General features: G+C 57.4%; 18 protein-coding genes. 5 read left to right on the top strand and 13 right to left on the bottom strand.

All coding sequences use genetic code 11. The annotated features are described in order from the left end of the window. From ACR0IU_RS11025 to ACR0IU_RS11010, 4 genes are read right to left on the bottom strand one after another with little or no spacing between them, the layout of a single operon-like run. Entirely contained in the window at nt 1-630 is a 630-nt protein-coding gene (locus ACR0IU_RS11025) for a DUF3726 domain-containing protein (RefSeq protein WP_480716271.1), read from the bottom strand. Next, complete coding sequence (locus tag ACR0IU_RS11020) at nt 627-2,312, bottom strand: hypothetical protein (RefSeq protein ID WP_480716270.1); 1,686 nt, start codon at nt 2,310-2,312, stop codon at nt 627-629. The genes ACR0IU_RS11025 and ACR0IU_RS11020 overlap by 4 nt, the downstream gene beginning before the upstream one ends. Then, nucleotides 2,309-3,286 (bottom strand): membrane dipeptidase, encoded by a 978-nt coding sequence (locus tag ACR0IU_RS11015; protein WP_480716269.1) that lies wholly within the window; start codon nt 3,284-3,286, stop codon nt 2,309-2,311. Before ACR0IU_RS11015 ends, ACR0IU_RS11020 begins: the two co-directional genes overlap by 4 nt. After that, nucleotides 3,286-4,740, bottom strand: coding sequence for an aldehyde dehydrogenase family protein (locus ACR0IU_RS11010; protein WP_480716268.1), 1,455 nt, complete (start codon nt 4,738-4,740; stop codon nt 3,286-3,288). The genes ACR0IU_RS11015 and ACR0IU_RS11010 overlap by 1 nt, the downstream gene beginning before the upstream one ends. A gap of 87 nt (nt 4,741-4,827) precedes the next feature. Between ACR0IU_RS11010 and ACR0IU_RS11005 the strand changes: the two genes are divergently transcribed. Together ACR0IU_RS11005 and ACR0IU_RS11000 are read left to right on the top strand one after the other, a co-directional pair. Next, complete coding sequence (locus ACR0IU_RS11005) at nt 4,828-5,700, top strand: LysR family transcriptional regulator (protein ID WP_480716267.1); 873 nt, start codon at nt 4,828-4,830, stop codon at nt 5,698-5,700. A gap of 128 nt (nt 5,701-5,828) precedes the next feature. Continuing rightward, complete coding sequence (locus ACR0IU_RS11000; RefSeq protein ID WP_480716266.1) at nt 5,829-6,251, top strand: hypothetical protein; 423 nt, start codon at nt 5,829-5,831, stop codon at nt 6,249-6,251. Here the strand turns inward: ACR0IU_RS11000 and ACR0IU_RS10995 are convergent. The 5 genes from ACR0IU_RS10995 to ACR0IU_RS10975 all read right to left on the bottom strand — a co-directional run bounded on the left by ACR0IU_RS10995 (nt 6,248) and on the right by ACR0IU_RS10975 (nt 13,425). Continuing rightward, nucleotides 6,248-6,493: a MoaD/ThiS family protein gene (locus ACR0IU_RS10995; RefSeq protein WP_480716265.1), complete on the bottom strand. Its 246-nt coding sequence runs from the start codon at nt 6,491-6,493 to the stop codon at nt 6,248-6,250. The genes ACR0IU_RS11000 and ACR0IU_RS10995 overlap by 4 nt on opposite strands. Continuing rightward, complete coding sequence (locus tag ACR0IU_RS10990) at nt 6,490-8,742, bottom strand: xanthine dehydrogenase family protein molybdopterin-binding subunit (protein WP_480716264.1); 2,253 nt, start codon at nt 8,740-8,742, stop codon at nt 6,490-6,492. The genes ACR0IU_RS10995 and ACR0IU_RS10990 overlap by 4 nt, the downstream gene beginning before the upstream one ends. Beyond that, nucleotides 8,742-9,221, bottom strand: coding sequence for a (2Fe-2S)-binding protein (locus ACR0IU_RS10985; protein ID WP_480716263.1), 480 nt, complete (start codon nt 9,219-9,221; stop codon nt 8,742-8,744). The genes ACR0IU_RS10990 and ACR0IU_RS10985 overlap by 1 nt, the downstream gene beginning before the upstream one ends. After that, complete coding sequence (locus tag ACR0IU_RS10980; protein WP_480716262.1) at nt 9,218-10,084, bottom strand: FAD binding domain-containing protein; 867 nt, start codon at nt 10,082-10,084, stop codon at nt 9,218-9,220. The genes ACR0IU_RS10985 and ACR0IU_RS10980 overlap by 4 nt, the downstream gene beginning before the upstream one ends. Nucleotides 10,085-10,212: 128 nt before the next feature. After that, nucleotides 10,213-13,425: a reductive dehalogenase gene (locus tag ACR0IU_RS10975; RefSeq protein ID WP_480716261.1), complete on the bottom strand. Its 3,213-nt coding sequence runs from the start codon at nt 13,423-13,425 to the stop codon at nt 10,213-10,215. A gap of 77 nt (nt 13,426-13,502) precedes the next feature. On the opposite strand from ACR0IU_RS10975, the gene ACR0IU_RS10970 reads away from it, so the two are divergent. After that, a complete protein-coding gene (locus ACR0IU_RS10970; RefSeq protein WP_480716260.1) occupies nt 13,503-14,405 on the top strand; it encodes a LysR family transcriptional regulator in 903 nt (300 codons plus the stop codon). Here ACR0IU_RS10970 and ACR0IU_RS10965 read toward each other — a convergent pair. Further along, on the bottom strand, nt 14,396-15,247 hold the full coding sequence (locus tag ACR0IU_RS10965; RefSeq protein WP_480716259.1) for a LysR substrate-binding domain-containing protein: 852 nt from the start codon (nt 15,245-15,247) through the stop codon (nt 14,396-14,398). The two genes, ACR0IU_RS10970 and ACR0IU_RS10965, sit on opposite strands and share 10 nt — an antisense overlap. A gap of 103 nt (nt 15,248-15,350) precedes the next feature. Here ACR0IU_RS10965 and ACR0IU_RS10960 point away from each other — a divergent pair, with 103 nt between their 5' ends. After that, nucleotides 15,351-16,052, top strand: coding sequence for an SDR family oxidoreductase (locus ACR0IU_RS10960; protein ID WP_480716258.1), 702 nt, complete (start codon nt 15,351-15,353; stop codon nt 16,050-16,052). Between the two features lie 3 nt (nt 16,053-16,055). On the opposite strand, the gene ACR0IU_RS10955 is transcribed toward ACR0IU_RS10960, so the two are convergent. Genes ACR0IU_RS10955 through ACR0IU_RS10945 form a run of 3 tightly spaced genes read right to left on the bottom strand, consistent with a single transcriptional unit; the run spans nt 16,056 to nt 20,592 of the window. Beyond that, nucleotides 16,056-17,327 (bottom strand): NAD(P)/FAD-dependent oxidoreductase, encoded by a 1,272-nt coding sequence (locus ACR0IU_RS10955; protein WP_480716257.1) that lies wholly within the window; start codon nt 17,325-17,327, stop codon nt 16,056-16,058. Between the two features lie 41 nt (nt 17,328-17,368). Further along, nucleotides 17,369-18,403: an ACP S-malonyltransferase gene (locus ACR0IU_RS10950; protein ID WP_480716256.1), complete on the bottom strand. Its 1,035-nt coding sequence runs from the start codon at nt 18,401-18,403 to the stop codon at nt 17,369-17,371. Then, nucleotides 18,400-20,592: a dehydrogenase E1 component subunit alpha/beta gene (locus tag ACR0IU_RS10945; protein WP_480716255.1), complete on the bottom strand. Its 2,193-nt coding sequence runs from the start codon at nt 20,590-20,592 to the stop codon at nt 18,400-18,402. The genes ACR0IU_RS10950 and ACR0IU_RS10945 overlap by 4 nt, the downstream gene beginning before the upstream one ends. 191 nt (nt 20,593-20,783) lie before the next feature. Here ACR0IU_RS10945 and ACR0IU_RS10940 point away from each other — a divergent pair, with 191 nt between their 5' ends. Continuing rightward, the gene (locus ACR0IU_RS10940; RefSeq protein WP_480716254.1) at nt 20,784-21,683 is read left to right on the top strand and encodes a LysR substrate-binding domain-containing protein; all 900 of its coding nucleotides are present in this window, start codon (nt 20,784-20,786) and stop codon (nt 21,681-21,683) included. Nucleotide 21,684: the final 1 nt, after the last annotated feature.

Here is a 21,684-nt window from a genome sequence, read left to right as displayed (position 1 = left end):
TCAGTCATTGTCAGAAAGCCCAGCCCCTGCGCCGAGCAAACGGGATTCTTCAGTCGCAGGAGCATAGGTAAGATGGGCAAAACGGTTGAGTATTGTCCATGCCGCCGGATCAGGCGTTGCACGCGTCTGTCGTGAACACGGCTCGATCAGTAGGTCGCTGAATGCAACCTCGACATGATCCGCGCGAACCGGGCAGTCGTTTCTCGGCATCAATCTCGCACCATCCGTCAAAGCCTTGAAATCGCCCGCCGTGACTGAAACCACCGCGTTGTGCATGCGCGCAGCATAGGCCGCAAATGGCAGTAGCATCATTGGCGAAGCAACCTGTCTGATCCGGATCGGGCCCGCCAACAGCATGTGCGCACAGTCGGAAAGCAGAGCACCGACCATCAGTGGGCATAGGTCTTTGCGACCAACCCAGTCTCCGTCCAGCCCTGCGGGAACATGATCTTCCAGTGACCCGGCAAACTCGCCTTCCAGCACGCGCGACAATTCGACCGTTCCGTCCAGCCCCTGCGTACAGAGCCATCGCGTCGCTTTTGCGGCCTCTTCAGAGATGCCCCAGGCATAGCCCGCACCCCGCGTTGCACGCTTGGCCGTGGCTTCGATTTCATTAAGGGAAAAACTCATTGGGCGCGCTCCGGATACACCCACAAATCCGCGTTCTCCGGACTCAGTTCCTCGGGGTAAGGTGCCCCCGAATACATGCAAATACGCACCCAACGATCCGAGCGCGGGTCGAAATGCGTGGCACCAAAGAACGACAATTTGGCGCGCAACATGTCAATCGGCAGAACCTCCGCACTGATCGTATTGTCGCTGATTTCGCCATATGGTGCCAGACGGCTCATCTGCGCACGACGTACGGCGTGGCGGTGTTCTGGGTGGCGCAGCAGGAATTCGGCGATCGGACTTTCGCCCGACCAGTCCGCCAAAGCCTTATCGGCAAGCGCGGAATCACGTGCCGGAGCAAGAGGTTGCTCATACTCCTCTATCGGTTCTTCAAACCGTTCCCCCAAACGAGGCTCAAGCTTTTCTTCCGACACATACCAGGCGCGCGCGCAGTGTTCAGGCGCCGACCAGTCAAGATCGAGCGCCCAGCCAAAACTGGAGCGGATCAGGTCGCGCACCTGTGCGACTGGCATCGCGCCGTCAATTGTAAAGGCCGTGCTATTGCCATCCGCCATGCAACTGGCCAGCCCGTCCACCAACTCGCCATATGGTTCAAGGATCAAAGAAGCCAGTAACTCTTGCCCTTCTTCGCTAAGCGCGGTCCGGGACCACAGGATCAGGCGATCCCAAGGCTGATCTTCCGTCAGATCGGTCTGATCGAGATGCGCGGCTATCGCGCCCAGATCGGCATTCAGTGCGGTGAGTTTTTCGATCTGGATCGGGTGTTCGGACCGCCACCACGAGATCGACAATTTACTGCGCTCGAAAATCTCGCGGAACATGGCCACTTCGGCCTCTGTCGCGGCATCAAGGGACCGAACGCGCGCGATGGCCTCTTCACGGACCATGATCCAGTTGTTGAACAGGATCGGGTGATTGACGATGAAAGGCGCCATGCCCAATCCAGTCGAGTTGCCGATCCCCAGCCAGCGGGCGATATCGGGGTCAAGCTGCGCGGTCTGTGTACCACCCTTAGCCTTTGCCATATGCTGCACCAGATCACGGACGAATATTCGCGTCAGATATACCGACAGCATCTCGGCCTGAAACGGGCCGCTGACCTCGGGGCGGTCTGCGATCTTTTCCCGATCCGCCGCACCGAACTTGCCCGATCCGTAAACCGCAGTTGTGCGCATCAGATAGCCAACCTTGTAGATCTGCGCGAGATCCGGTTGCTGGCCCGCAGCCAACTGGTCGACCACATGAGCCCACAACCGAACAGAACGGTTGGCACGCGACAGCGACAACTCGTTTTCACTGACACGCCCGGCCTCTTGCAGTGGTACGTTCCGAGACAAACGTTGGATATCGTCCTTGGTGGGAACGCCATCAAACAAGGTGAAGGTGGCATCCCAGGCCTCGGCGATCACACGGTCCGAGCGTTGCTCGGGCGGCAGGTCATGGGCGAATGCGACCAGTGAATAAGTGCGATCGGGTCCATGTGCGGAATAGACCGCGTGGCCAACCCCGTTGTCATCGATATCGAATACGGGGCGGCTAAAAACCCACTGCTCGGCCGCCATGCGACGGGTGAGCTGGCGCATAAAACTGAGCCGACATTGATGAAGCGAGCCCAGACGCGAAAGGCGCATCACCGTGGCGGGATCGCGGCGTTCGATATTTGGGTTCACGGTATTCATGGTTTATAAGGTCCAAAGTTTTCTGCAAAGAACCGATACCAGTTGCCGCCCATGATTCCGGCGACTTCCTCGGCATTCATGCCAACGGCACGCAATCCAGATTCGATATTGCCAAAATCCCGATTGTCGCGGAACCAGTTTGGCATCGGCGGGAACCCGGCGTTAGAAGCCGAGCCTTCGCCATAGTCGATCTCTTTTGTCCAGCGCCCAACCCGCATCCATTCGACCACGCTATCGGGTTGGTCCTGACACAGGTCCGTACCAACCCCCAGATGCTGCGCCCCGTACTTGTCAGCCGCGCGGGCGATCATTTCGCAAAAGCTTTCCAACGTGCAGTCGGACTTGTCTTTCAGATGATGAGGATAGACCGAAAAGCCTAGCATCCCACCTTTTTCCGTCACCGCCCGGATCACGTCATCCCGCTTGTTGCGAAGCGCTGGAGACCATTCATGGGGGTTTGCGTGGGTGATCGCGATGGGACGCTCGGACAGTTCTGCCGCTTCGATGGTCGAACGGTCCGCCGAATGGCTCATATCAACCACCAACCCCACACGGTTCATCTCTTTGATCACCTGCTTGCCCATGCGGGTGATGCCGGTGTCTTCGGCCTCATAACACCCAGTCGCCAGAAGGGACTGGTTGTTATAGGTCAATTGCATGAACCGCGCGCCCAGATCGTGCAGGATTTCGACCAGCCCGATATCGTCTTCGATGGGGCTGGGGTTCTGGAAACCGAAGAACACTGCCGTCCGCCCGGTTTCGCGGGCTGTGTCGATATCGCTGGCCCAGCGGCCTTTCATGATCAGGTCCGGATATTGCTCGAACCAACGATTCCACTTTTCAAAGTTCAGAACGGTTTCGCGAAAGTTTTCATGATAGGCGATGGTGACGTGGATGGCGTCCACGCCTCCTTGACGCAGTTGCCGGAAGATCTTCTCCGACCAGTTGGCATATTGCAGGCCATCGATCAGCATCAGACAGGGCCTGCGCTGATATAGGCGGTTTTGACGGTGGTGTAGAACTCCGCCGCTGCCTTGCCCTGTTCACGCGGACCGTAAGAACTGTCACCCCGCCCACCGAAAGGCACATGGTAATCGGTGCCTGCGGTCGGCAGGTTGACAGTAACAACACCCGTGCGGGCATTGCGACGGAAGTGAGTGGCACGTGCCAGAGATTTAGTAACGATGCCCGAAGTCAGACCGAAATTGGTGTCATTGACCACGCTCAGCGCCTCGTCATAGCTGCTGACCTTGATGACGCTGGTCAAAGGCGCGAACATTTCCTCGCGGTTGATACGCATGTCATTATTGGTGTTCAGGAACACGCCCGGTGACATGTAGAAGCCATCGTGCGGCATCTCAAGGCGCTGACCACCGCAGGCCAGTTCCGCGCCTTCGGATTTGCCCAGATCAACATTAGCGAGGTTCTCGCCTAGTTGTTGTTGGCTGACGACGGGGCCCATCTGAACGCCCTCTTCCAGTGCATGGCCGACCTTCATCGCCTGTGCACCTGCAACCAATTTCTCGACAAATGCATCGTGAATGCCTGCATGAACCACCAGCCGCGACGAGGCCGTGCATTTCTGACCGGTGCCACCGAACGCGCCGCCCAAGGCCAGCGAGACCGCCAGATCCAGATCGGCATCGTCCATAACCGCCAGCGCGTTCTTGGATCCCATTTCCATCTGAACCTTCGTCAGATTCTGAATGGCAGCGGCAGCAATGCCCTTGCCCACCGGAACCGAACCGGTGAAGGAAATCGCGTTGACCTTGGGGCTTTCAACAAGACGCTGCCCGATTGAGCGCCCCGACCCCATAACGAGGCTAAACAATCCTTTGGGAACATCCTGACGCTCGATGATCTCGGTCAAGGCCACTGCCGAGGCCGGGGTGATGTTGGCAGGCTTCCAGACGACAGCGTTGCCATAGCACAGCGCCGGAGCGATCTTCCACGAGGCCGTCGCGGTGGGGAAGTTCCACGGGCTGATGATCGCAACAACGCCAACGGCTTCGCGACGCACATCCACTTCGATATCCGGGCGCACAGAGTCCGCGTTCTCACCGATCTGACGCAGGCATTCGGCAGCGTAATAGGTAAAGAACTGGCCTGCACGGAACACCTCGCCCTTGCCTTCGGCCAGCGGCTTGCCTTCTTCGCGGGCCAGCAGCGTGCCCAGCTCTTCAGCACGGGCCATCAGTTCATTGCCGATGGCGTTCAGCACGGCCTGCTTGCGTTCCAGCCCGTAAGCCGCCCATTCGGCCTGCGCGACGCGCGCCTGATCCAACGTCGCCTCAAGCTGATCGGCGCTGGCTTGCGCGAACATGCCGACCAGATCGCTCAGGTCCGAAGGGTTACGGTTTTCAATTTCGCTTTCGCCTGCCAGCCATTCGCCAGCGATCAGGTTCAGTTTGGTCACGATGCGCCCCATGTCAGAATTTGTCTGCTACAGGATGGATTTTTGGGACAGGATCAGTCAAACTCAATTTACTGAACGCAATTTCAATAAAACTGAAATATGACACTCAAGATCGAAATGCTGCGTTGCTTTTGCACGGTTGCCCAAACCGGCAATCTGGTCGAGGCGGCAGACCGGCTGGGGCGCACGCAATCGGCCCTGTCGATGACGCTGAAACAGCTTGAGGATCATCTGGGCAAGAAACTCTTTGACGGTGAGCGCAAGAACCGTTTGTCCCCTTTGGGAAAGCAAGTGTTCGATCTGGCCTTGCAACAGGTTCGTCACTTCGATCAGACAGTCCAGAATATCGAGGCCGCAGCCCGTGCGGAACAGGGGCTGATCCGCATTGTCTCGGTCCCGTCTGTCGCCGCGCTGATCTTTCCAAGTCTCTTGGAGCATATGAGCAAGCAATTTCCCGGCGTGCAGATTGATCTGCGGGACACTGACACCCAGCAGGTGCTGGACGCCCTGAGCCGCGATCAGGCCGATATCGGCATCGCTTCGGGGCAGCATGCGCTGAATGGGGTCCGTGCCGTTCCCTTGTTCGCGGATGCGTTTGGCCTTGTGGCGGCCTCGGATCATCCGTTGATCGCGCAGGACACCCCTCCGACCATCGCGGAATTGCATCGGGCACCGTTCATACACAACAGGCTGTGCGACCTGATCCGGACGCCTGATTTCGCACCTGTCTCAGAGGCTGCCGAGGTCACCATCCACAACACCCATTCGCTGATCACGATGGTGCGATCCGGTAAGTGGGTCACCGTTCTGCCTCAGACCGCAGCCGAGTTCTTGCCGTTGGAGGTCGCCTTCCGCCCTATCTTGAATCTGCACGACAAACGTCAGGTCTATCTTTATCTTCGTGAGAGGACTCGCTTCCCCACTTTGACAGCAGCCTGCAGTCAGTTTATCCTGTCGCACGGATATTCCTGACCAGGAATCGTCAGAAACTGATCTGCACTTTCCCTCGCCAGGCTGTGAGCCAGTATTACTAGGCAGAAACCGAAGGCAACCACATCTTTCTGTCAGGCCCACAATTGGTGTCAGAGATAGGAGAGATGATGAAACAACCCATCACGACATATCTGCCTGCATTCGTTGTTTTTCTGGCTGGACAAGCTTTGGCTGCACAAGAGATCGCAGCGTATGGCCCATCGGGATACAAGCGCATCGCGACCTTGGGTGTTTACTACGATAGAACAGCAGATCCCCATATTACACTGCATCACGCTCTCGCCAAGAACCGGGCGCAGGTTGATCTTCCGGTTGTGAAGGTCAACAGGCACAAACCGAAGATCAAAGTGAAGAAAATCAAGCAGCCGAAGCAAAAGCAGCTGTATCGTCAGCCGACGTATAAGCGCCCCAAATATCGACAACCGGCGTATAATCATCCCAAATACAGGGCCCAGAGGCCGCATCAGCGTTCCAGAGGCTATCGCGCTCCCCATTACCGCTATGCCCCCAAGCCGTATCGCCGGTACTAGCCTCCGCGCAGGCGCTGCATAAGATAAACTTCGGCACCTTCCGGGATCGGCTCGGACAGACCCGTCGCGATGATGCGACCGTCAACCGCGACCGATACGCCCGCGTCAATTGGGGCCTGTAATCTGGGATGATGGCGCACCAGTTCGTTCAACAACTCCCCCGTGGTAGCCGCCTCAACTTCGACCACCTGCTGGCCTCCGGTCAGAGACCGGAGGCTGGACCAGAGGTGAACCTGGATCATTTTTCCTTAAGCGCCGCCAGAATGCGCGGCGGCGACATTGGCAGTTGCTTCATCCGCACACCAGCTGCGTTGGATACCGCGTTGGCGATGGCGGCCAGAGGCGGCACGATCCCGGTTTCTCCCACGCCGCGCACGCCAAAGGGGTGGCCGGGGTTGGGCACTTCGACAATCACCGTATCAATCATCGGCAAATCGCTTGCGACCGGAATGCGGTAGTCAAGGAAGATCGAGTTCTGCAATCGACCATCCTCGCCATAGATATATTCTTCGTTCAGCGCCCAGCCGATGCCCTGCGCGGCGCCGCCTTGGTATTGGCCTTCCACATAGGTCGGGTGGATTGCCTTGCCGGCATCCTGAATGACCGTGTAGCGGACGATGCTTGTTTTGCCGGTTTCCGAATCCACCTCGGCATCCACTATATGAGTGCCAAAGGACACACCCGCGCCTTCAGGGGTGGCTTCGAAATGACCTGAGATCGGACCTCCGGTCGCGCCCATATCTGCGGTGATGTCAGCCAACGGCAGCGGGTCGAAATCGCCCGCATTCGGGCCCGACGGTACTGCGCAACCATCCTCCCATTTCACCGCATCAACCGGAATGCCCCATTTGGCTGCTGCGCGTTCGCACAGTTTCTCAACCGCGTGGTTTGCGGCTTTGATCGTCGCCAGACCACTGGCATAGGTTACGCGGCTGCCGTGAGAGACATCATTGTAACCAAGCGAAGCGGTGTCCGCGACGGTCACCCGAATGTTTTCATAGGGAATACCCAGAACCTCGGCCGCCATCAGGGCCATTGATGCACGCGAACCGCCAATGTCAGGCGTTCCAACCATTACTTGCGCCGAGCCATCCTCGGATAAAGCCAACGAAACAGACGTCTCGCCACCATGGTTGAACCAGAAGCCACAGGAAATTCCGCGCCCCTGTCCCGGTTTCAGCGGAGCCGAATAATGCGGATGTGCTTTGGCTGCTTCAAGTGTTTCGACAAGGCCGATGCGCTCATATGTGGGTCCATAGCTGGCTTTTGAACCTTCAGCCGCCGCGTTCTTGAGGCGCACATCCACAGGGTCGAGGCCCAGTTGATTGCACAGCTCATCCAGCACGGATTCAACCGCAAAAGCACCCATTGGTGCGCCCGGCGCGCGATAGGCGGCCTGTTTGGGGCGATTAGCTATTACGTCATACCCCACCTGCCGCACGTTGGTCAGGTCATAGGGCGCAAAAGCACACATCGCAGTCAAATCGCCGGGTGCACCGGGAAACGCGCCGCCCTGCAGACGAAAAATACCTTGGGCCGCTGTGATCGTGCCGTCTTTCTTCATCCCGATCTTAATATCCATCGACGCGGATGAAGTGGGGCCAGTGGACCGGAATACCTCGGATCGGTTCATCACCAGCTTGACCGGGCGGTTGGCTTTGCGGCTTAACGCCAAAGCCACCGGTTCAATGAAAACAGTGGTTTTGCCGCCGAAACCTCCTCCGATTTCGGAAGCTGTCACGCGCAACTGCGCGGTTTCGATGCCTAGCAACGTGGCACAGTATTTCTGAGCGTACCAATGACCCTGAGTGGTGCACCACAGTTCTCCCTTACCATCCATGCCCAACGACGCAAGACAGGCATGAGGCTCGATATAGCCCTGATGAGTCGCCTCGGTCAAAAAGCTGTCTTCGATGACCAGATCAGCCTCGCCAAACCCGGCCTCCACATCTCCGTGACCGCTTTCATGATAGCGTACGACATTTGGATGCATGCCTTCAGGCACCGAATAGTCGGCCGCACCTTCGCGGATCACCGGTGCATCCGCAGCCATCGCCTTGTCTACATCGGTGACATGAGGCAACACTTCATATTCCACCTCAATCAGTTTCAGCGCATCACGTGCAGCCAACGCTGAAGTCGCGGCAACCGCAGCAATCGCATGGCCGTCATACAGCGCCTTCTCGCCTGCCATGACGTTTTCTAGGACATTCCAGAACTCGCCTTCCAGACCCGGCTTGAACGGGAGTACGGCAAAATCTGCGCGAGTGACGATAGCCTTGACGTCCTTGAGCGCCTCGGCCTTTGAGGTGTCGATCCTGACGATCCGCGCATGTGCGTGGGGTGAGCGCAGGATTGCCCCGTGCAACATACCCGGCGCGTAGGCATCAGCCCCGAACCTGGCACGACCTGTCACTTTGTCGAGCCCATCAGGGCGGTCGGGGCGCGTGCCTACGAAGTTGAAGATGGACTTACGATCGTCGAGTGCCATTACGAAGCCTCCCGCAGCTCAGCAGCCGTATCCATCACGGCGCGGATGATCTTGTCATAACCGGTGCAGCGGCACAGATTGCCAGCCAGCCAATAGCGCGCCTCTTCCTCGGTTGGATTCGGGTTCTTTTCCAACAGGGATTTGGCCGCAACCAATATGCCCGGCGTACAAACACCGCACTGCAGAGCGGCGTATTCAATGAATTTCTTCTGCAACGGATGAAGGACATCGCCATCTGCGATCCCTTCAACGGTTTCGATCTGCTTGCCCTCAGCCTCGACGCCCAGCATCAGGCACGAACACACCAAACGACCATCGACGGTCACAGAGCAAGCGCCACAATCACCCGTGCCGCAGCCTTCTTTCGCGCCGGTCAAGTTCAGCTTGTCGCGCAAACAATCCAGCAGCGTTTCACGCGCATCGCAAAGATATTCAACTTCATCACCGTTTACGGTGGTCGTTACGTGCAGCTTACTCATGCTTGCTCTCCCTTGGCGCGGGTATAGGCGATCTTGGCGGTACGCTTGGCAAGAACTCCGGCAACTTCGGTCCGAAACGCGATGGTGCCACGTTTGTCATCAATTGGGTTGCACGCGGCCGATGCGGCAGCGGCGAGAGCATCGAGAGCGGCGTCATCCAAAGTGGTGCCAATGATCGCGCGGGCTGCTTCTTCGACCAGAAGAACGGTCGGAGCGACAGCCCCAAGTGATACGCGCGCCTCGGTGATGATGTCGCCGTCCAGTCGCAGGTTTACACCCACTCCGACCACGGCGATATCCATTTCGGTACGCGGGATGAAACGCAGATAGGCATCCCCACCGTTTTCGCCACGCGCCGGAATGTTGACAGACGAGATTACCTCACCCTTAGCCAGTGAAGTTCTACCGGGGCCGGTCGGGATGTTTTCAACCGCCACGTCCCGCACACCCTCTGGGCCAGTGACTGTGACCGTTACACCTGCCGCGACCATGGCGGGAACGGAATCAGCCGCCGGAGAGCCATTGCAAAGGTTGCCGGTCAACGTCGCGCGCCCCTGTACCTGAGTCGATCCGATCAGGTCCATTGCCTCGACCACGCCGGGCCAGTCGTGGCCAAGCTCAGGGTGCTCGCTCATCTCTGCGCCGGTTGTGGCTACACCCAATGTCCAACTGCCGTCGGAATTACGGGTGATGTCATGTACGCCGTTGATCTTCTTGATATCGATCAGCGTATCAGGTGTCACCAGTTCCGAGCGCAGTTGCACCAGAACGTCGGTGCCCCCCGCCAGAAACCGCGTGATGCCCGTTGCATTTTGTGCCAGCGCCGAAGCTTCGGCAAAACTGGCGGGGCTGTGATAGTCCATGAAAGTACCTCGCACCTGTTGATCAGGGTTCACTGGGTTTTGCGAGGGACGTTAGTGCAGCGACCCCTGTTCGTCCATGGCCTGTGCGACCTATTTTTTGATCTAAATATGTCGCATTCAGACTGCGCTCAGAGATCGATTTCGATCACACCGTCTTTTTGCGCCGCACGGCTTTGGCAGAGTATGATCGCCCCTTCTCGTTGTTTGTTCGATAACACAAAATCACGATGTTCGATTTCGCCCGAAATCACTCCGCATTTGCAGACACCACAGATGCCATCGGCGCATTTCACATCAACGTGTATTCCCGCTTCATTCAGGACCTGAGCAGCAGCTTTGTCCTCTGGCACTTTCAGTTCCCGACCGGATTTTGCCAGCTTGAGGGTGAATTCGTGGTTTTCGTATTCCGGCTGTTCAGGGACCGAAAAGTACTCCAGATGCCGCGCTTCTTCTGGGAAACCCTGCGCTTCGGCGGCTTGCATGACGCCATCCATGAAACGATCCGGACCGCAGGTGTAGACATGCCAACCCTCCTGATAACCGCCAAGGATCGCATCCAAATCAGCACGCGTGCCCTCATCTGAAAAATGATAGCGAACGTGATCCGCCCAGGGCATCGTGGCCAAGTCGTCCAGATATCCCGCCCCGGCGCGCGTGCTGGCAGAATAGTGCAGTTCAAATGGACTTCCTAACGCGTGCAATCGATGCGCGAAGGCAATCATCGGAGTAATCCCGATGCCGCCCCCCATCAGGAAGGTTCTCGATGCATCTTCATTCAGCTCAAAGTGGTTGATCGGTTTGGAAATGAAAACCTTACGACCTTCATTGAAAATCCGATGCAAGAGGGCTGATCCACCCCGCCCCTCGTCTTCACGCAGAACGCCGATCTGATAGGTCGAGCAATCTGACGGGTCGCCGGACATGGAGTATTGCCGCAAAAATTCAGGTGCGACCAGCACGTCCAGATGCGCACCAGCGGTCCATTCGGGCAGCCGGGCACCATTGAGCGTCGAGAATTCATACTTCGTGACATCCGCGGTCATCTTATCGACCTTAGTCAGCTCCACCCTCATGACCGGAGCATCGCCTGCGATCTGATAACGATGAATGACCGACATATCGCCTGCAGCCTTGCGGGCTTTGTATTCATCGGCAGTCAGCATCGCTTCATACGCTGCGATCCCGGCCTCGCGGTCCATCGCAAACGGATAGGGCCACGGATGCGGCGCAAGATAGGCCGGATAAACCGCAAGCGTCTGATCCTCGTATTTCAGGTCGAGGTCCTTTTGCAGATCGCGCCGGTTCAGGGGATGTTGCGTTGGGCGATAGGCACCGTCAGCTTCCAGCTCTATATCCCACCACCATTTCTTGGTGTCATTCAAACCGCCATTGCCGACGGCATCGTCCAGCCTTGCCAAGGCAGGCGCGGCCTGAGGGATATTCATCGCGGCCCATCGGAAAGGGCGTTCCTTGAATATGCCTTCCAGGTTCCAGGGGCAGGTTTTCATGCAACGCCCACACATGGCGCCGCCCGGAGTGGTGACCCGGTAGGTCGCGCATTTCTGGCTATCGGACTTCCAGATTTCGTAGCCATTGAACATCAGCTTCGGCCCGGCGGTGATCGCACCCGATGGGCACTCACGCGCACATTTGTTGCAGCTTTCACAAAAAGTCTGCAGGCCAAAATCAATCGGCTTGTCATGCGTCATCGGCATGTCGGTTGTCACGACACCCGATTTCAATCGGGGGCCGAGATATGGGTTCAGAATAACTTCTCCGATCCGACTGACCTCGCCCATTCCTGACAGTAGCAATAGAGGGGGCTGCAGCACCTCTCCATCCATCACCGTATGGGCCTTGGCTTTGTAGCCGAGGTTGCGGATTTGTTGCGCGATAACGCCGCCCAAAAGCGAAAACCGCAGATATGCACGCATCGACTGGGCCACGCTGATCCAGTCATCACCGCTGGCACCTTCCATTGTCTCGTAACCCTGATCAATGATCATGCTGATTGCCTGATCATGTGGCGGGTTTATCTCTTCACCAGTGGCGTCGTGGGAATACCAACTCCATTCCGGGCACCGGCTGAGGCCCACCGCGTCGACCCCAAGGAAGTAAGTCGCAGCCTTGATGTTCGCGGCATTCCGGTCGGCATCTGTAGGTCCTTCGAGCTTGGCGCTGTCGCCATCCTGCAGCAGAACAAACGCGCCCAGCGCACGGCGCTGTGCAAAGCTTGGAGCCGCTTTGCGGACATAATAGCCGCCCTTGGCTGCGTCCTGCAGGTTTTTGCCCATGTCGCCGAACTGTGCGCGCGCGAACATATCCGCCCGTTTGGGAACGCGGGCGACATTCTCTTCGTCGATATATGTGGTGGGGTTGTCCACGCGTTTGAGGTTTTCGAACGGATGCGCACCATCGACATATCGACGCTTAGCATACGGATCACGGTTCATGGCATTCTTCGCAAAGCCGGTACCCAACCACCACGCCGGACCCTGGGTCCGGAACCAGGGTTGTTCCGCCATGGGACAAAGCGGGAGGTCATGAGCAATTTCCATTTCGGTGGTTACCGCAGCCAGACCAAAGCGTTTGCCAAGCCAGGGCACTACGACTTCGCCGTCCTCCAGTGAAGCCAGGCCTGCGGCCACGGCGAGTTTGCCCAGATCAACCTCGGATGACATTGCCGAGTGTGCCCGTGCATCAAAACCCAACAAACGAATATAGTTGGCTATCACAACGGCATTTTCGGTGGCCAAGAGGCAGGCGCGTTGGTCCTGCGCATCCGCAATCCAATCGGCCCCCGGCTCCGAAGGATCAGGATCACGGTTGAATTCATAAAGAAACACAAGTGCATGGCGATGGCTGTCAATGGGCTTGGGCGCGGCTTCCATGCTTTCTTTCAGATCAGCCATGATCACATCGATGCCCGAGGCCAGGGTTTTGGTCTGACGGGTTCGAAGGGCATGGGCCAAGCGATCGATATCCGGGTTGCGCCGGGGTTCGGCCAACATTGCATCCGGCAGCAGAGGTCCGCAGCCCATCATCGACGCGTCGTTAAAATAGCCGAACGCTTTCAGGTGGTTGACGCGATCAACGGGATCGGCTGGGATTTCAGACGCGACTGGATTCACGAAACCGTCCCGGATCGCATCCAGCATTGCCTGGAATTCTCCCATTGCATTGACGATGCTTTCGGGCCGATCAGAACGGTGAAAGCTGAGCGCGCGCATTGGTGGGACTTGTGTCAAGTCAGGCATCCGGTTTTGCCGTGCCAGCCGTTCCAACGGGTACGAGCCCATATGAACGGGTCGGTTCTTGTCCGAGAAAAAGCGGATCCCCATCGTGTGCCTCCTGCTTGCTGCCCTTCCCCCTATCCCGGCATGGACACCAAATCCATTCATGAATAATCATATACAGTATGAATAAAATTGATTTCACTGATCTTGATGGCAAAGTCCTTCGGGTATTTCTGACAATACTCGAAGAAAGTTCAGTCTCGAAGGCAGCCGACCGGCTCGGGGTGACGCAATCGGCCATCAGCCATACGCTGGGAAAGTTGCGGCAAGTGCTTGGTGATCCGCTGTTCGTTCGATCCGGTCAAGGGCTGACCCCGACTGAACGCGCGCTTGCCCTCAAAGAGCCGGTGCAACAGGTGTTGGACAACATGCGCGCCCTGACCGTCGGCCGTCCATTTGATCCTGTGTCTGAACAGATGGGCATCCAGATCGCCACCAATGATATGCCGCGCGAGCTGATCTTTCCCGAATTGCTGCGGGAAACACGCGACGAAGGCGTCCGGCTGCGGCTGGAATTCATCCCTTCGGGGGTTCCGGACCCGGACCTACTACGCAGTGACCGGTGCCAGTTGATGCTGACCCCATTGCCGCCAGATGGGCCGGATATCTTTCAGAAACGGCTGATCACCAGCCCGCTAATGATTTTCTACGATGCCTCCCACCACGACCCGCCCAAGGACTGGCAGGCATATTGCGATAGCGATCATGTCGAGGTGCGTTTCGCCGACGGACGAAATGCCCGTGCCGTAATGCGTGGCGTGGACCAAAGCCAGATCAGACCACCCGTTGTTACCTTGCCGCATTTCAACGCAATCCCGCCCTTCGTGAAAGGCAGCGACCTGATCTCGACCGATACAGCTTTGATGCAACGCGGCCCGCTGGCGACACTGGACTGTGCGCCCTTACCATTTGGGTGTGACCCAGTGTCGATCTACATGGTCTGGCACCAGCGCTCGACCAACGATCCCGCGCATCGCTGGATACGCACACGGATCGAGAGCATTGCCGCCAATCTTCAGACCTGAGACAGAAGCCAGTCGCGCATGTGTCCTACTAATTCTGGTTGACGTGGCTTCTTAGGGGTGACGATAAAAAAGCTCAGATCATCAACCAGCACCTCGGATAATGGTTGCGATAGGCGCCCCGAGGCCAGTTCATCCGAAACAAGCGGGGCATTGGCCAGCGCAAACCCCTGACCTGAGATTGCGGCGTCAATCGCCAGGCTTGTCTGACTGAAGCTTATCATCCGGGGTTTCCCCTCTACCCCGGCACGTTCCAGATACAGAGGCCAAAGTCCGTGGGAATCGCTGAGTAGAACGTACTCCATCAGATCATCTGGGCTGGAGATTTGTGACGCCAATTTTGGAGAGCTGACAACAACGAACTCGGTCGAGAATAGCGGTATGGCATTCAGGTCCTGCGCAATCGGCGAACGGCTTTGACGTACTGCGATGTCGATCCCATCCGATCTGAAATCCGCCAACCGCTCGCGTGCATCAACCTGAACTGAAATATCGGGATAGCTGGTCAGAAAATCATTCAAACGCGGCACCAGCCATTTAGATGCAAAACTGGGCGTGACCGATATTGCGATCTGCCTATTATTGGATAGGTCATCGAAGGCATCTTCGATCAGACGAAACGCCCGACATAGTGGCGCTTGTAGCCTGCGTCCCGCTTCGGTTAGCCGCAACCCGCGCGGAAGGCGTTCAAACAGAGCAGTCCCCAATCGCGCCTCAAGTCCACGCACTTGCTGAGCAACGGCCCCTTGAGTGACCCCAACTTCTTCCGCTGCAAGGCGAAAGTTCAAGTGACGCGCCGAGGCCTCGAAGGCGCGCATCGCGTTGAGAGGTGGAAGAGCAGGCATTCAAAGACTGTAGATTTTCTACTGCTACTGCGCAACAGAACTGATTGGTCAAATTGATACGGGTCAGCCATCTTCACATCAGATATCGCAGAGGGGCGCGAAGATGGAAAAAGTTGCATTGATCACTGCAGGCGGCAGCGGTATGGGCGCGGATAGCGCGCGCCGGTTGGCGGCGGACGGATTCAACGTTGGCATCCTATCCTCTTCGGGTAAGGGTGAGACGCTGGCGCATGAATTGGGCGGGGTCGGTATTACGGGTTCGAACCAGTCAACTGATGACCTGCAAAAACTTGTGGATGCGGCGATGAACCATTGGGGGCGCATCGATGTATTGGTCAACTCGGCTGGTCATGGCCCACGCGCACCGGTGCTCGAGCTTACGGATGAGGACTGGCACACTGGTATGGATGTCTATTTCATGAACGCGGTGCGGCCCACACGTCTGGTTACCCCTATCATGCAGACGCAGGGTGGTGGATCGATCATCAACATCTCGACCTTTGCCGCCTTTGAACCTGACCCGGTGTTTCCGACTTCGGGCGTATTCCGCGCGGGGCTGGCGGCCTTTGCAAAACTGTTCTCGGACAAATATGCCATCGACAATATCCGCATGAACAACGTCTTGCCGGGGTTCATCGACAGCCTTCCCGAGAAGGAAGAGTTCCGCGCACGCATTCCGATGGGCCGTTATGGGCGCAGCTATGATGAGATCGCCTCGGTCGTCTCGCTGCTGGCTTCCGAAGGTGGTGGATATATCACCGGCCAGAATATCCGTGTGGACGGCGGTATTACCCGGTCTGTCTAAACTTCAAAATCGGGTTTTGACGAGGTGCGTCAGTGCAGCTCCGGTTTCGAAAAAAGCACGGCGCAGACCCGTCCAGCTCTCACGGTACTCCGTTATCGGCGGCACAGGCAGCAGCGACGGATCATCGTTAAGTAGGCTTTCGGCCATCAAGCGACCGAACACGGTGCCCGGTCCGATCCCACGCCCCGAAAACCCATGCGCGGCCAGCGCATGCGGACCGATCTGAATGATCTTGGGGATGTGGTCTGAAGTCATCGCAATGCGTCCGTGCCAACCTTTGACCAGCGGTTGATCCGCCAGTTGCGGGTAGACCGCTACCAACTTGCGACTGACCCAAGCTTTGTGCGCAAAGCCTCCGACGCTGTTCAGATCACCCATTCCGCCGATGATAAATCGTCCCTCCTGATCCAGCCGGAACGATGTCATGATCAGCCCTGTATCCCAACACCCTTCACCCTCGGGCAGTATGCTGGCTCGTAGGTTACGCGACAGCGGAGCAGTGGCGTATTGGAAATAGTACACAGGTACGTAGGCGGGCGCGGTATCGACGATGCCTTGATGATAGGCGTTGGTCGCCTGAATGATCGATTTGGCACGCACGGTGCCGTTTTCTCCGTGCAAAACCCACATCCCCGCCTCCTGTCGCAGGGATTGGATTGGGCTTTCGGTATGGATCAGCGCCCCCACATCCTGCGCGGCGCGTGCCAAGCCGACTACAAAGGCCAGCGGTTGAATTGTGCCAGCACGGGGGTCGAACAAAGCGCCATGGACAGCGGGGCTACCTGTGCGCTTGCGTGAGGTGTTTGCATCAAGTAGCTCGACCGGCGCTCCAGAAACGCTCAACTGGCTATGGCGTGTATGCAAATCCTCAAAGCCCTTGGCCGAATGGGCACAATGTAACGTGCCATGCCTCACCGGCTCGCAGGCGATCTCATGCGCATTGACCAGCCCAAAGACTTCAGACGGTGCAATCGCCAGCAGATCGATCAGACGGCTGCCCGGCACCTGCCCCAGGTGCGATCGAATTTGATCAGGCGGCAGCCAAAGCCCAGCATTGACCAACCCAACATTTCGACCCGAGCCGCCATGCCCAATCTGATGTGCTTCGAGTAGGCAAACCGAAGCCCCAGCCTTTGCTGCGGTCAAGGCGGCAGAGCATCCCGTGTACCCGCCTCCTATAATTGCAATGTCTACGGTTACGTCACCGGAGAGTTTTTGCGTTTTGATACTCTCGCCGCAGGTCTGCCGCCATAACGATTGATCATAGTCAGGCATTCCCAAGCCTCGCCAAATTTTCATCGATCATCAGGCCGGATCTAGCCAGTTGCAAGGGCGCGTTGATCGGCCCGCCCCATGGCAATCAGAAACGGGTCAGTTTCCTGCAGCGACTGGAACGACATCTTGTCCGTCATACCGCGCCAGTTCCCCAAAGTCAGAGATTGCGCGACGGCACCGCCTAGCGTTGCACCGGGGCCTGTCACAATAAAGAGGTCCGGAGCAAACTCGCGCGCGGCCGTCTGGATGGCATGGGTGAAATCATAGGTCTCGGTCACCTGATGGCCAAGTGTATACTCCCACAGTGCCCCGGCATCTGTCGCTCCTGGCCACCAGATTTTGCCACGGCCGTCGATCATCGGGTACACGGGTTGGCCAAACAGATCAGCGCACAGTAGCGCCCGACCTTCGGTCGCCACTGGTGCCTGTAGCGCGGTGTGGAAGGCAGCGTGGTTCGCCAGTCGCAAAGGAAACCTATCCTGCACAACGGGATTGGCGGTTTCAAATGCATTTAGCCCTGCCTCATTCCCTGCAAGTACCAGCATCCCGCCCAGATCAATTGAAAGCGCCAGAGTATGGTCTTTCAATGTGTTGATCCGTGCAACCGCGTCTAACAACGCTGATTTGCGTGCAACATCATTCGACCATTCTTCGTCGACGAACGGGTACACCAATTGGCCACCGATCAGTTGCTTTTGCATCAGCGCACCCATCGTATTGACCACACGAAAGCCGTTCTCTGGGGTCAATGCACCAGCGACGGCCAGCGCGATGTACCATCCCATCGAATTGCCGGTGACGGCGACTACCTCAATATCCTTGGTAAGTGCCTGCGTATCCGCCAATGACGCCGCATAGATCAAGGGTGAGGCCACATCGCCACGCGAATATTTACCAACGCTGAAACGGCCAGCACCATCCAGCGCCGTAACCGTCTCCTGACCCGCTTCAGCACGGATCTCATCGAAACTGTGAAATTGGCTCATCCGACCCGCATGATGTTGATGCAGGTAGCCCAATTCAGGCTTGTTATAAGTACCCCGACCAGGACAGATCACAACAGCAGTGCGGGTCATGATTTTCCTCCGGTCAGCGCAAAAGCAGCGTCAACAATGCCGTCCCTCGAAGGGAGTGGAGCAGCATAGGCCGGTCCGGTCGCGATAAAGCAATCCTCGGCCACAACACGAGCAGTTGGTATTGCGGGGCTGTTTTCCGCGAAGAAAGTCATCAACGCCTCAGACTGGCTGCCGGTGCGGCGGCATTCATCAATGATCAATACATGTGCGCATGAGTTGGTGGCCTCGCGCAGGGCGTCAGTGGGTAGTGGAGCAAGCCAGCGCATATCAATGATCCGGGTTTTCAACCCTGCCGCCTCAAGCTCGGGCAAAGCCTGTCTCGAAAGATAGTGCCCATTGCCGTAGGTCACGATCGCCAAATCTGTGCCGTCACCATGTACGCCAACCTCGCCCAGCGCGATCTTTTGATCCGGTGACGGATATGTGGTCATCCACCCTCCATCCTGCGCCCCGTGCAGATCGCGCATGGGATAGAGCGCGATCGGTTCAAGAAACACCACAACCCGTTGCTCCTCTCGCGCCAACCGCACGCACTCGCGCAGCATTTTTGCCGCATCCGTACCAGTAGAGGGGCAGGCGATGATCACCCCCGGTATGTCCCGCAAAACGGCCAGAGAATTGTCGTTGTGAAAATGCCCGCCGAATCCCTTCTGATACCCCAGACCAGCGATCCGCAGGACCATCGGATTAGTGAATTGTCCATTCGAGAAGAACGGCAAAGTTGCTGCCTCCCCCCTGATCTGATCCTCGGCATTGTGCAGATAGGCCAGAAACTGGACTTCGGGGATCGGCACGAAGCCGTTATGACCCATGCCGATAGCGAGCCCCAAAATAGATTGCTCGTCCAGAAGTGTATCAATCACCCGGTCCGGGCCAAAACGCTGCTGTAGCTTCTGTGTTACGCCATAAACGCCACCTTTGCGTCCTACATCTTCGCCCATACACACGATCTCATCATGCGCCAGCATCAGATCGGTCAGCGCCCAGTTGATCAGCCGACTCATCGGCTGGGGCTCATCCATCGCACGCGTATCGCCGCCAAAAGTTTCAGTCCGCGCTTTGGCACTCGGGCCATTTGTCGGCTTGCAGGGACGTTTGGGCGGGATCAGGCTTGCCATAACCCCGGCCGCATTCGCCAGATGAGGACGACTGGCAGCCTCGGTCGACACGCGGTCGGTTCTTGCGCAAGTGTCGCGGTAAATACTCAGCGCCTGGTCCGGCGACAACGCACCTGCCTGATCCAGCAGCCGTACGGTGTGCAACAACGGATCGTTTGCCTCATCTGCTTCAACTTCAGACTTTGGCAGATAAGTTGTCGGCACATCCGCACCAGCGTGGCCATACAGGCGCACTGTTTTCAAATGCAGGAAAGCTGGTTTTCGACGCCTGCGGACATAGTCGGCAGCCTTTTTTGCGACAGTGTGAGTTTCATAGATATCCAACCCGTTTGCCTGAAAATACCTGATCCCCGGACGGTGCTCCATCGACGCCTGAATCCAGCCTTTGGGCGTTTTGACGGAAATCCCGATTCCGTTGTCTTCGCACACGAACAGCAAGGGCAGCGGCGTCGACTGCACGCTTGTCCACCCTGCAGTGTTGATCGCCCCCTGAGCCGTCGAGTGATTGGCTGAAGCATCCCCAAAAGAACACATTGCAATTCCGTCTTCCGGCAGCACGCGATGTTCAGGCGTGTTTCGGCGCGCAGCCCCCAGCGCGTAAGCCGCACCGACAGCTTTGGGTAAATGGCTGGCGATGGTCGAGGTTTGTGGCGGGGTCATCAGTGCTTTTGACCCCAGAACCTTATGCCGTCCGCCCGAGATCGGGTCATCACTTGAGCACGCAAAGCTGAGCAGCATGTCCCATGTGATCTGTTGACCCGGTACCTGTTCCGCCCGCGCGATCTGGAAGGCCGCGTCCCGATAATGGAGGAACGCAATATCGGTCGGGCGCAGGGCATGCGCAACGGCTGCCATCCCCTCATGCCCGGACGAGCCAATCGTATAGAACCCCTGCCCAGCCTTTTGCATCGCTCGGCTGGTCCTGTCCAATGCACGGCTCAGAACCTGTGACCGGAACAGCGAAACCGCATCTGCATCGCTCAACCCGGAGCACGGCGGCACACCGTCGGGAAAATCGCGATCTGCAACGCGGGTCAGAAAATTCTCATGTACGATCTGGGCGCGGTCCATGGTTCTCGCTTTTGTTTGGTCTGTATCATCGGCTTTGACCGATCTCGGCGCTGGTTCGCCCAGCCTCTCGATTTTCCCGCGCCCGGGCGCGCGTTTCAAGATCACAATTGGCGATGCGTTCCAGCTTTCATCGCTCTGGTGGTTGGAAAAAACCAGTGTTATTGCGTTCAGAAGGTATGAGGATAAGTCATATGATTACGCCCAGGCGGTTTCTTCCCTCCATCTCATCTCTGCTCGCGCTCGAGGCTGTTGACAGGTTGGGCAGCGCTTCGGCTGCGGCAGCTGAACTGTCCCTGACCCAAAGCGCAATCAGTCGCCAACTGAAGACAATGGAGGACCAGTTGGGCGTGCAACTGATCGAGCGCAGCCAAATGCGGCTGCACCTCACGCCCGCCGCCAAAGATTATGTCCAGACCGCAAGGTCTGCAGTGCAGGAACTGGCGCGTGCGGCATTGAAGCTCAAAGCCAACCCGGCTGGCGGGTCGCTTGACCTGTCGATCCTTCCCGCGTTCGGGATGCACTGGCTTGCACCGCGCCTGCAGGATTTTGCCCGCCGCCATCCTGAGGTCACAGTCAATCTGGGGACCCGCCTCAAGCCATTTGATTTTGCCTCTGAACCATTTGATGCAGCGATCCATTTTGGTCAACAAGATTGGGCGGGTGTTCAGTATCTGCCGATCATGAGGGAAGAGGTCCTGCCCGTTTGTGCCCCTGCACTTACCAACGTCAATTTCGACACCTTGGATACCCTCTGCGCCGCGCCGCTGTTGCACCTGGATTCCCGACCAGATGCCTGGGAGCGCTGGTTCGAGATGCAGGGCCAATCAGTCACCGGCCTGCGGGGTATGATGTTCGATCAGTTCTCGACCATGATCCAAGCCACGATCCATGGATTGGGCGTAGCTTTGGTGCCTTCATATCTGGTTCAGGATGATCTGCGCTCAGGGAGACTTGTTAAGGCGTGGGACGGTCCGTATGTGAGTCTTGGCAGCTATTATCTCGTATGGCCGAATGACCGGTCTACCCCCGAGCCGCTGCGATCTTTCCAAGGCTGGATCAGTGAACAATTGGAGCCTGATACCAGCCTTTAGA

The organism is Ruegeria sp. CL5 (genome assembly GCF_056536485.1).
Note: the sequence above shows the minus strand (reverse complement) of the source record. Positions and strands in the feature narration are given on the sequence as shown.

What these genes read in the sequence shown, in the direction of transcription:
- ACR0IU_RS10990 (WP_480716264.1), bottom strand. Translation starts at nt 8,742, where the DNA reads ATGGCACTCGACGATCGTAAGTCCATCTTCAACTTCGTAGGCACGCGC.
- ACR0IU_RS10975 (WP_480716261.1), bottom strand. Translation starts at nt 13,425, where the DNA reads ATGGGGATCCGCTTTTTCTCGGACAAGAACCGACCCGTTCATATGGGC.
- ACR0IU_RS10960 (WP_480716258.1), top strand. Translation starts at nt 15,351, where the DNA reads ATGGAAAAAGTTGCATTGATCACTGCAGGCGGCAGCGGTATGGGCGCG.
- ACR0IU_RS10980 (WP_480716262.1), bottom strand. Translation starts at nt 10,084, where the DNA reads ATGGACTATCACAGCCCCGCCAGTTTTGCCGAAGCTTCGGCGCTGGCA.
- ACR0IU_RS10945 (WP_480716255.1), bottom strand. Translation starts at nt 20,592, where the DNA reads ATGGACCGCGCCCAGATCGTACATGAGAATTTTCTGACCCGCGTTGCA.
- ACR0IU_RS10970 (WP_480716260.1), top strand. Translation starts at nt 13,503, where the DNA reads ATGAATAAAATTGATTTCACTGATCTTGATGGCAAAGTCCTTCGGGTA.
- ACR0IU_RS11010 (WP_480716268.1), bottom strand. Translation starts at nt 4,740, where the DNA reads ATGGGGCGCATCGTGACCAAACTGAACCTGATCGCTGGCGAATGGCTG.
- ACR0IU_RS10965 (WP_480716259.1), bottom strand. Translation starts at nt 15,247, where the DNA reads ATGCCTGCTCTTCCACCTCTCAACGCGATGCGCGCCTTCGAGGCCTCG.
- ACR0IU_RS10995 (WP_480716265.1), bottom strand. Translation starts at nt 6,493, where the DNA reads ATGATCCAGGTTCACCTCTGGTCCAGCCTCCGGTCTCTGACCGGAGGC.
- ACR0IU_RS10985 (WP_480716263.1), bottom strand. Translation starts at nt 9,221, where the DNA reads ATGAGTAAGCTGCACGTAACGACCACCGTAAACGGTGATGAAGTTGAA.
- ACR0IU_RS10950 (WP_480716256.1), bottom strand. Translation starts at nt 18,403, where the DNA reads ATGACCCGCACTGCTGTTGTGATCTGTCCTGGTCGGGGTACTTATAAC.
- ACR0IU_RS11000 (WP_480716266.1), top strand. Translation starts at nt 5,829, where the DNA reads ATGAAACAACCCATCACGACATATCTGCCTGCATTCGTTGTTTTTCTG.
- ACR0IU_RS11020 (WP_480716270.1), bottom strand. Translation starts at nt 2,312, where the DNA reads ATGAATACCGTGAACCCAAATATCGAACGCCGCGATCCCGCCACGGTG.
- ACR0IU_RS11025 (WP_480716271.1), bottom strand. Translation starts at nt 630, where the DNA reads ATGAGTTTTTCCCTTAATGAAATCGAAGCCACGGCCAAGCGTGCAACG.
- ACR0IU_RS11015 (WP_480716269.1), bottom strand. Translation starts at nt 3,286, where the DNA reads ATGCTGATCGATGGCCTGCAATATGCCAACTGGTCGGAGAAGATCTTC.
- ACR0IU_RS11005 (WP_480716267.1), top strand. Translation starts at nt 4,828, where the DNA reads ATGACACTCAAGATCGAAATGCTGCGTTGCTTTTGCACGGTTGCCCAA.
- ACR0IU_RS10940 (WP_480716254.1), top strand. Translation starts at nt 20,784, where the DNA reads ATGATTACGCCCAGGCGGTTTCTTCCCTCCATCTCATCTCTGCTCGCG.
- ACR0IU_RS10955 (WP_480716257.1), bottom strand. Translation starts at nt 17,327, where the DNA reads ATGCCTGACTATGATCAATCGTTATGGCGGCAGACCTGCGGCGAGAGT.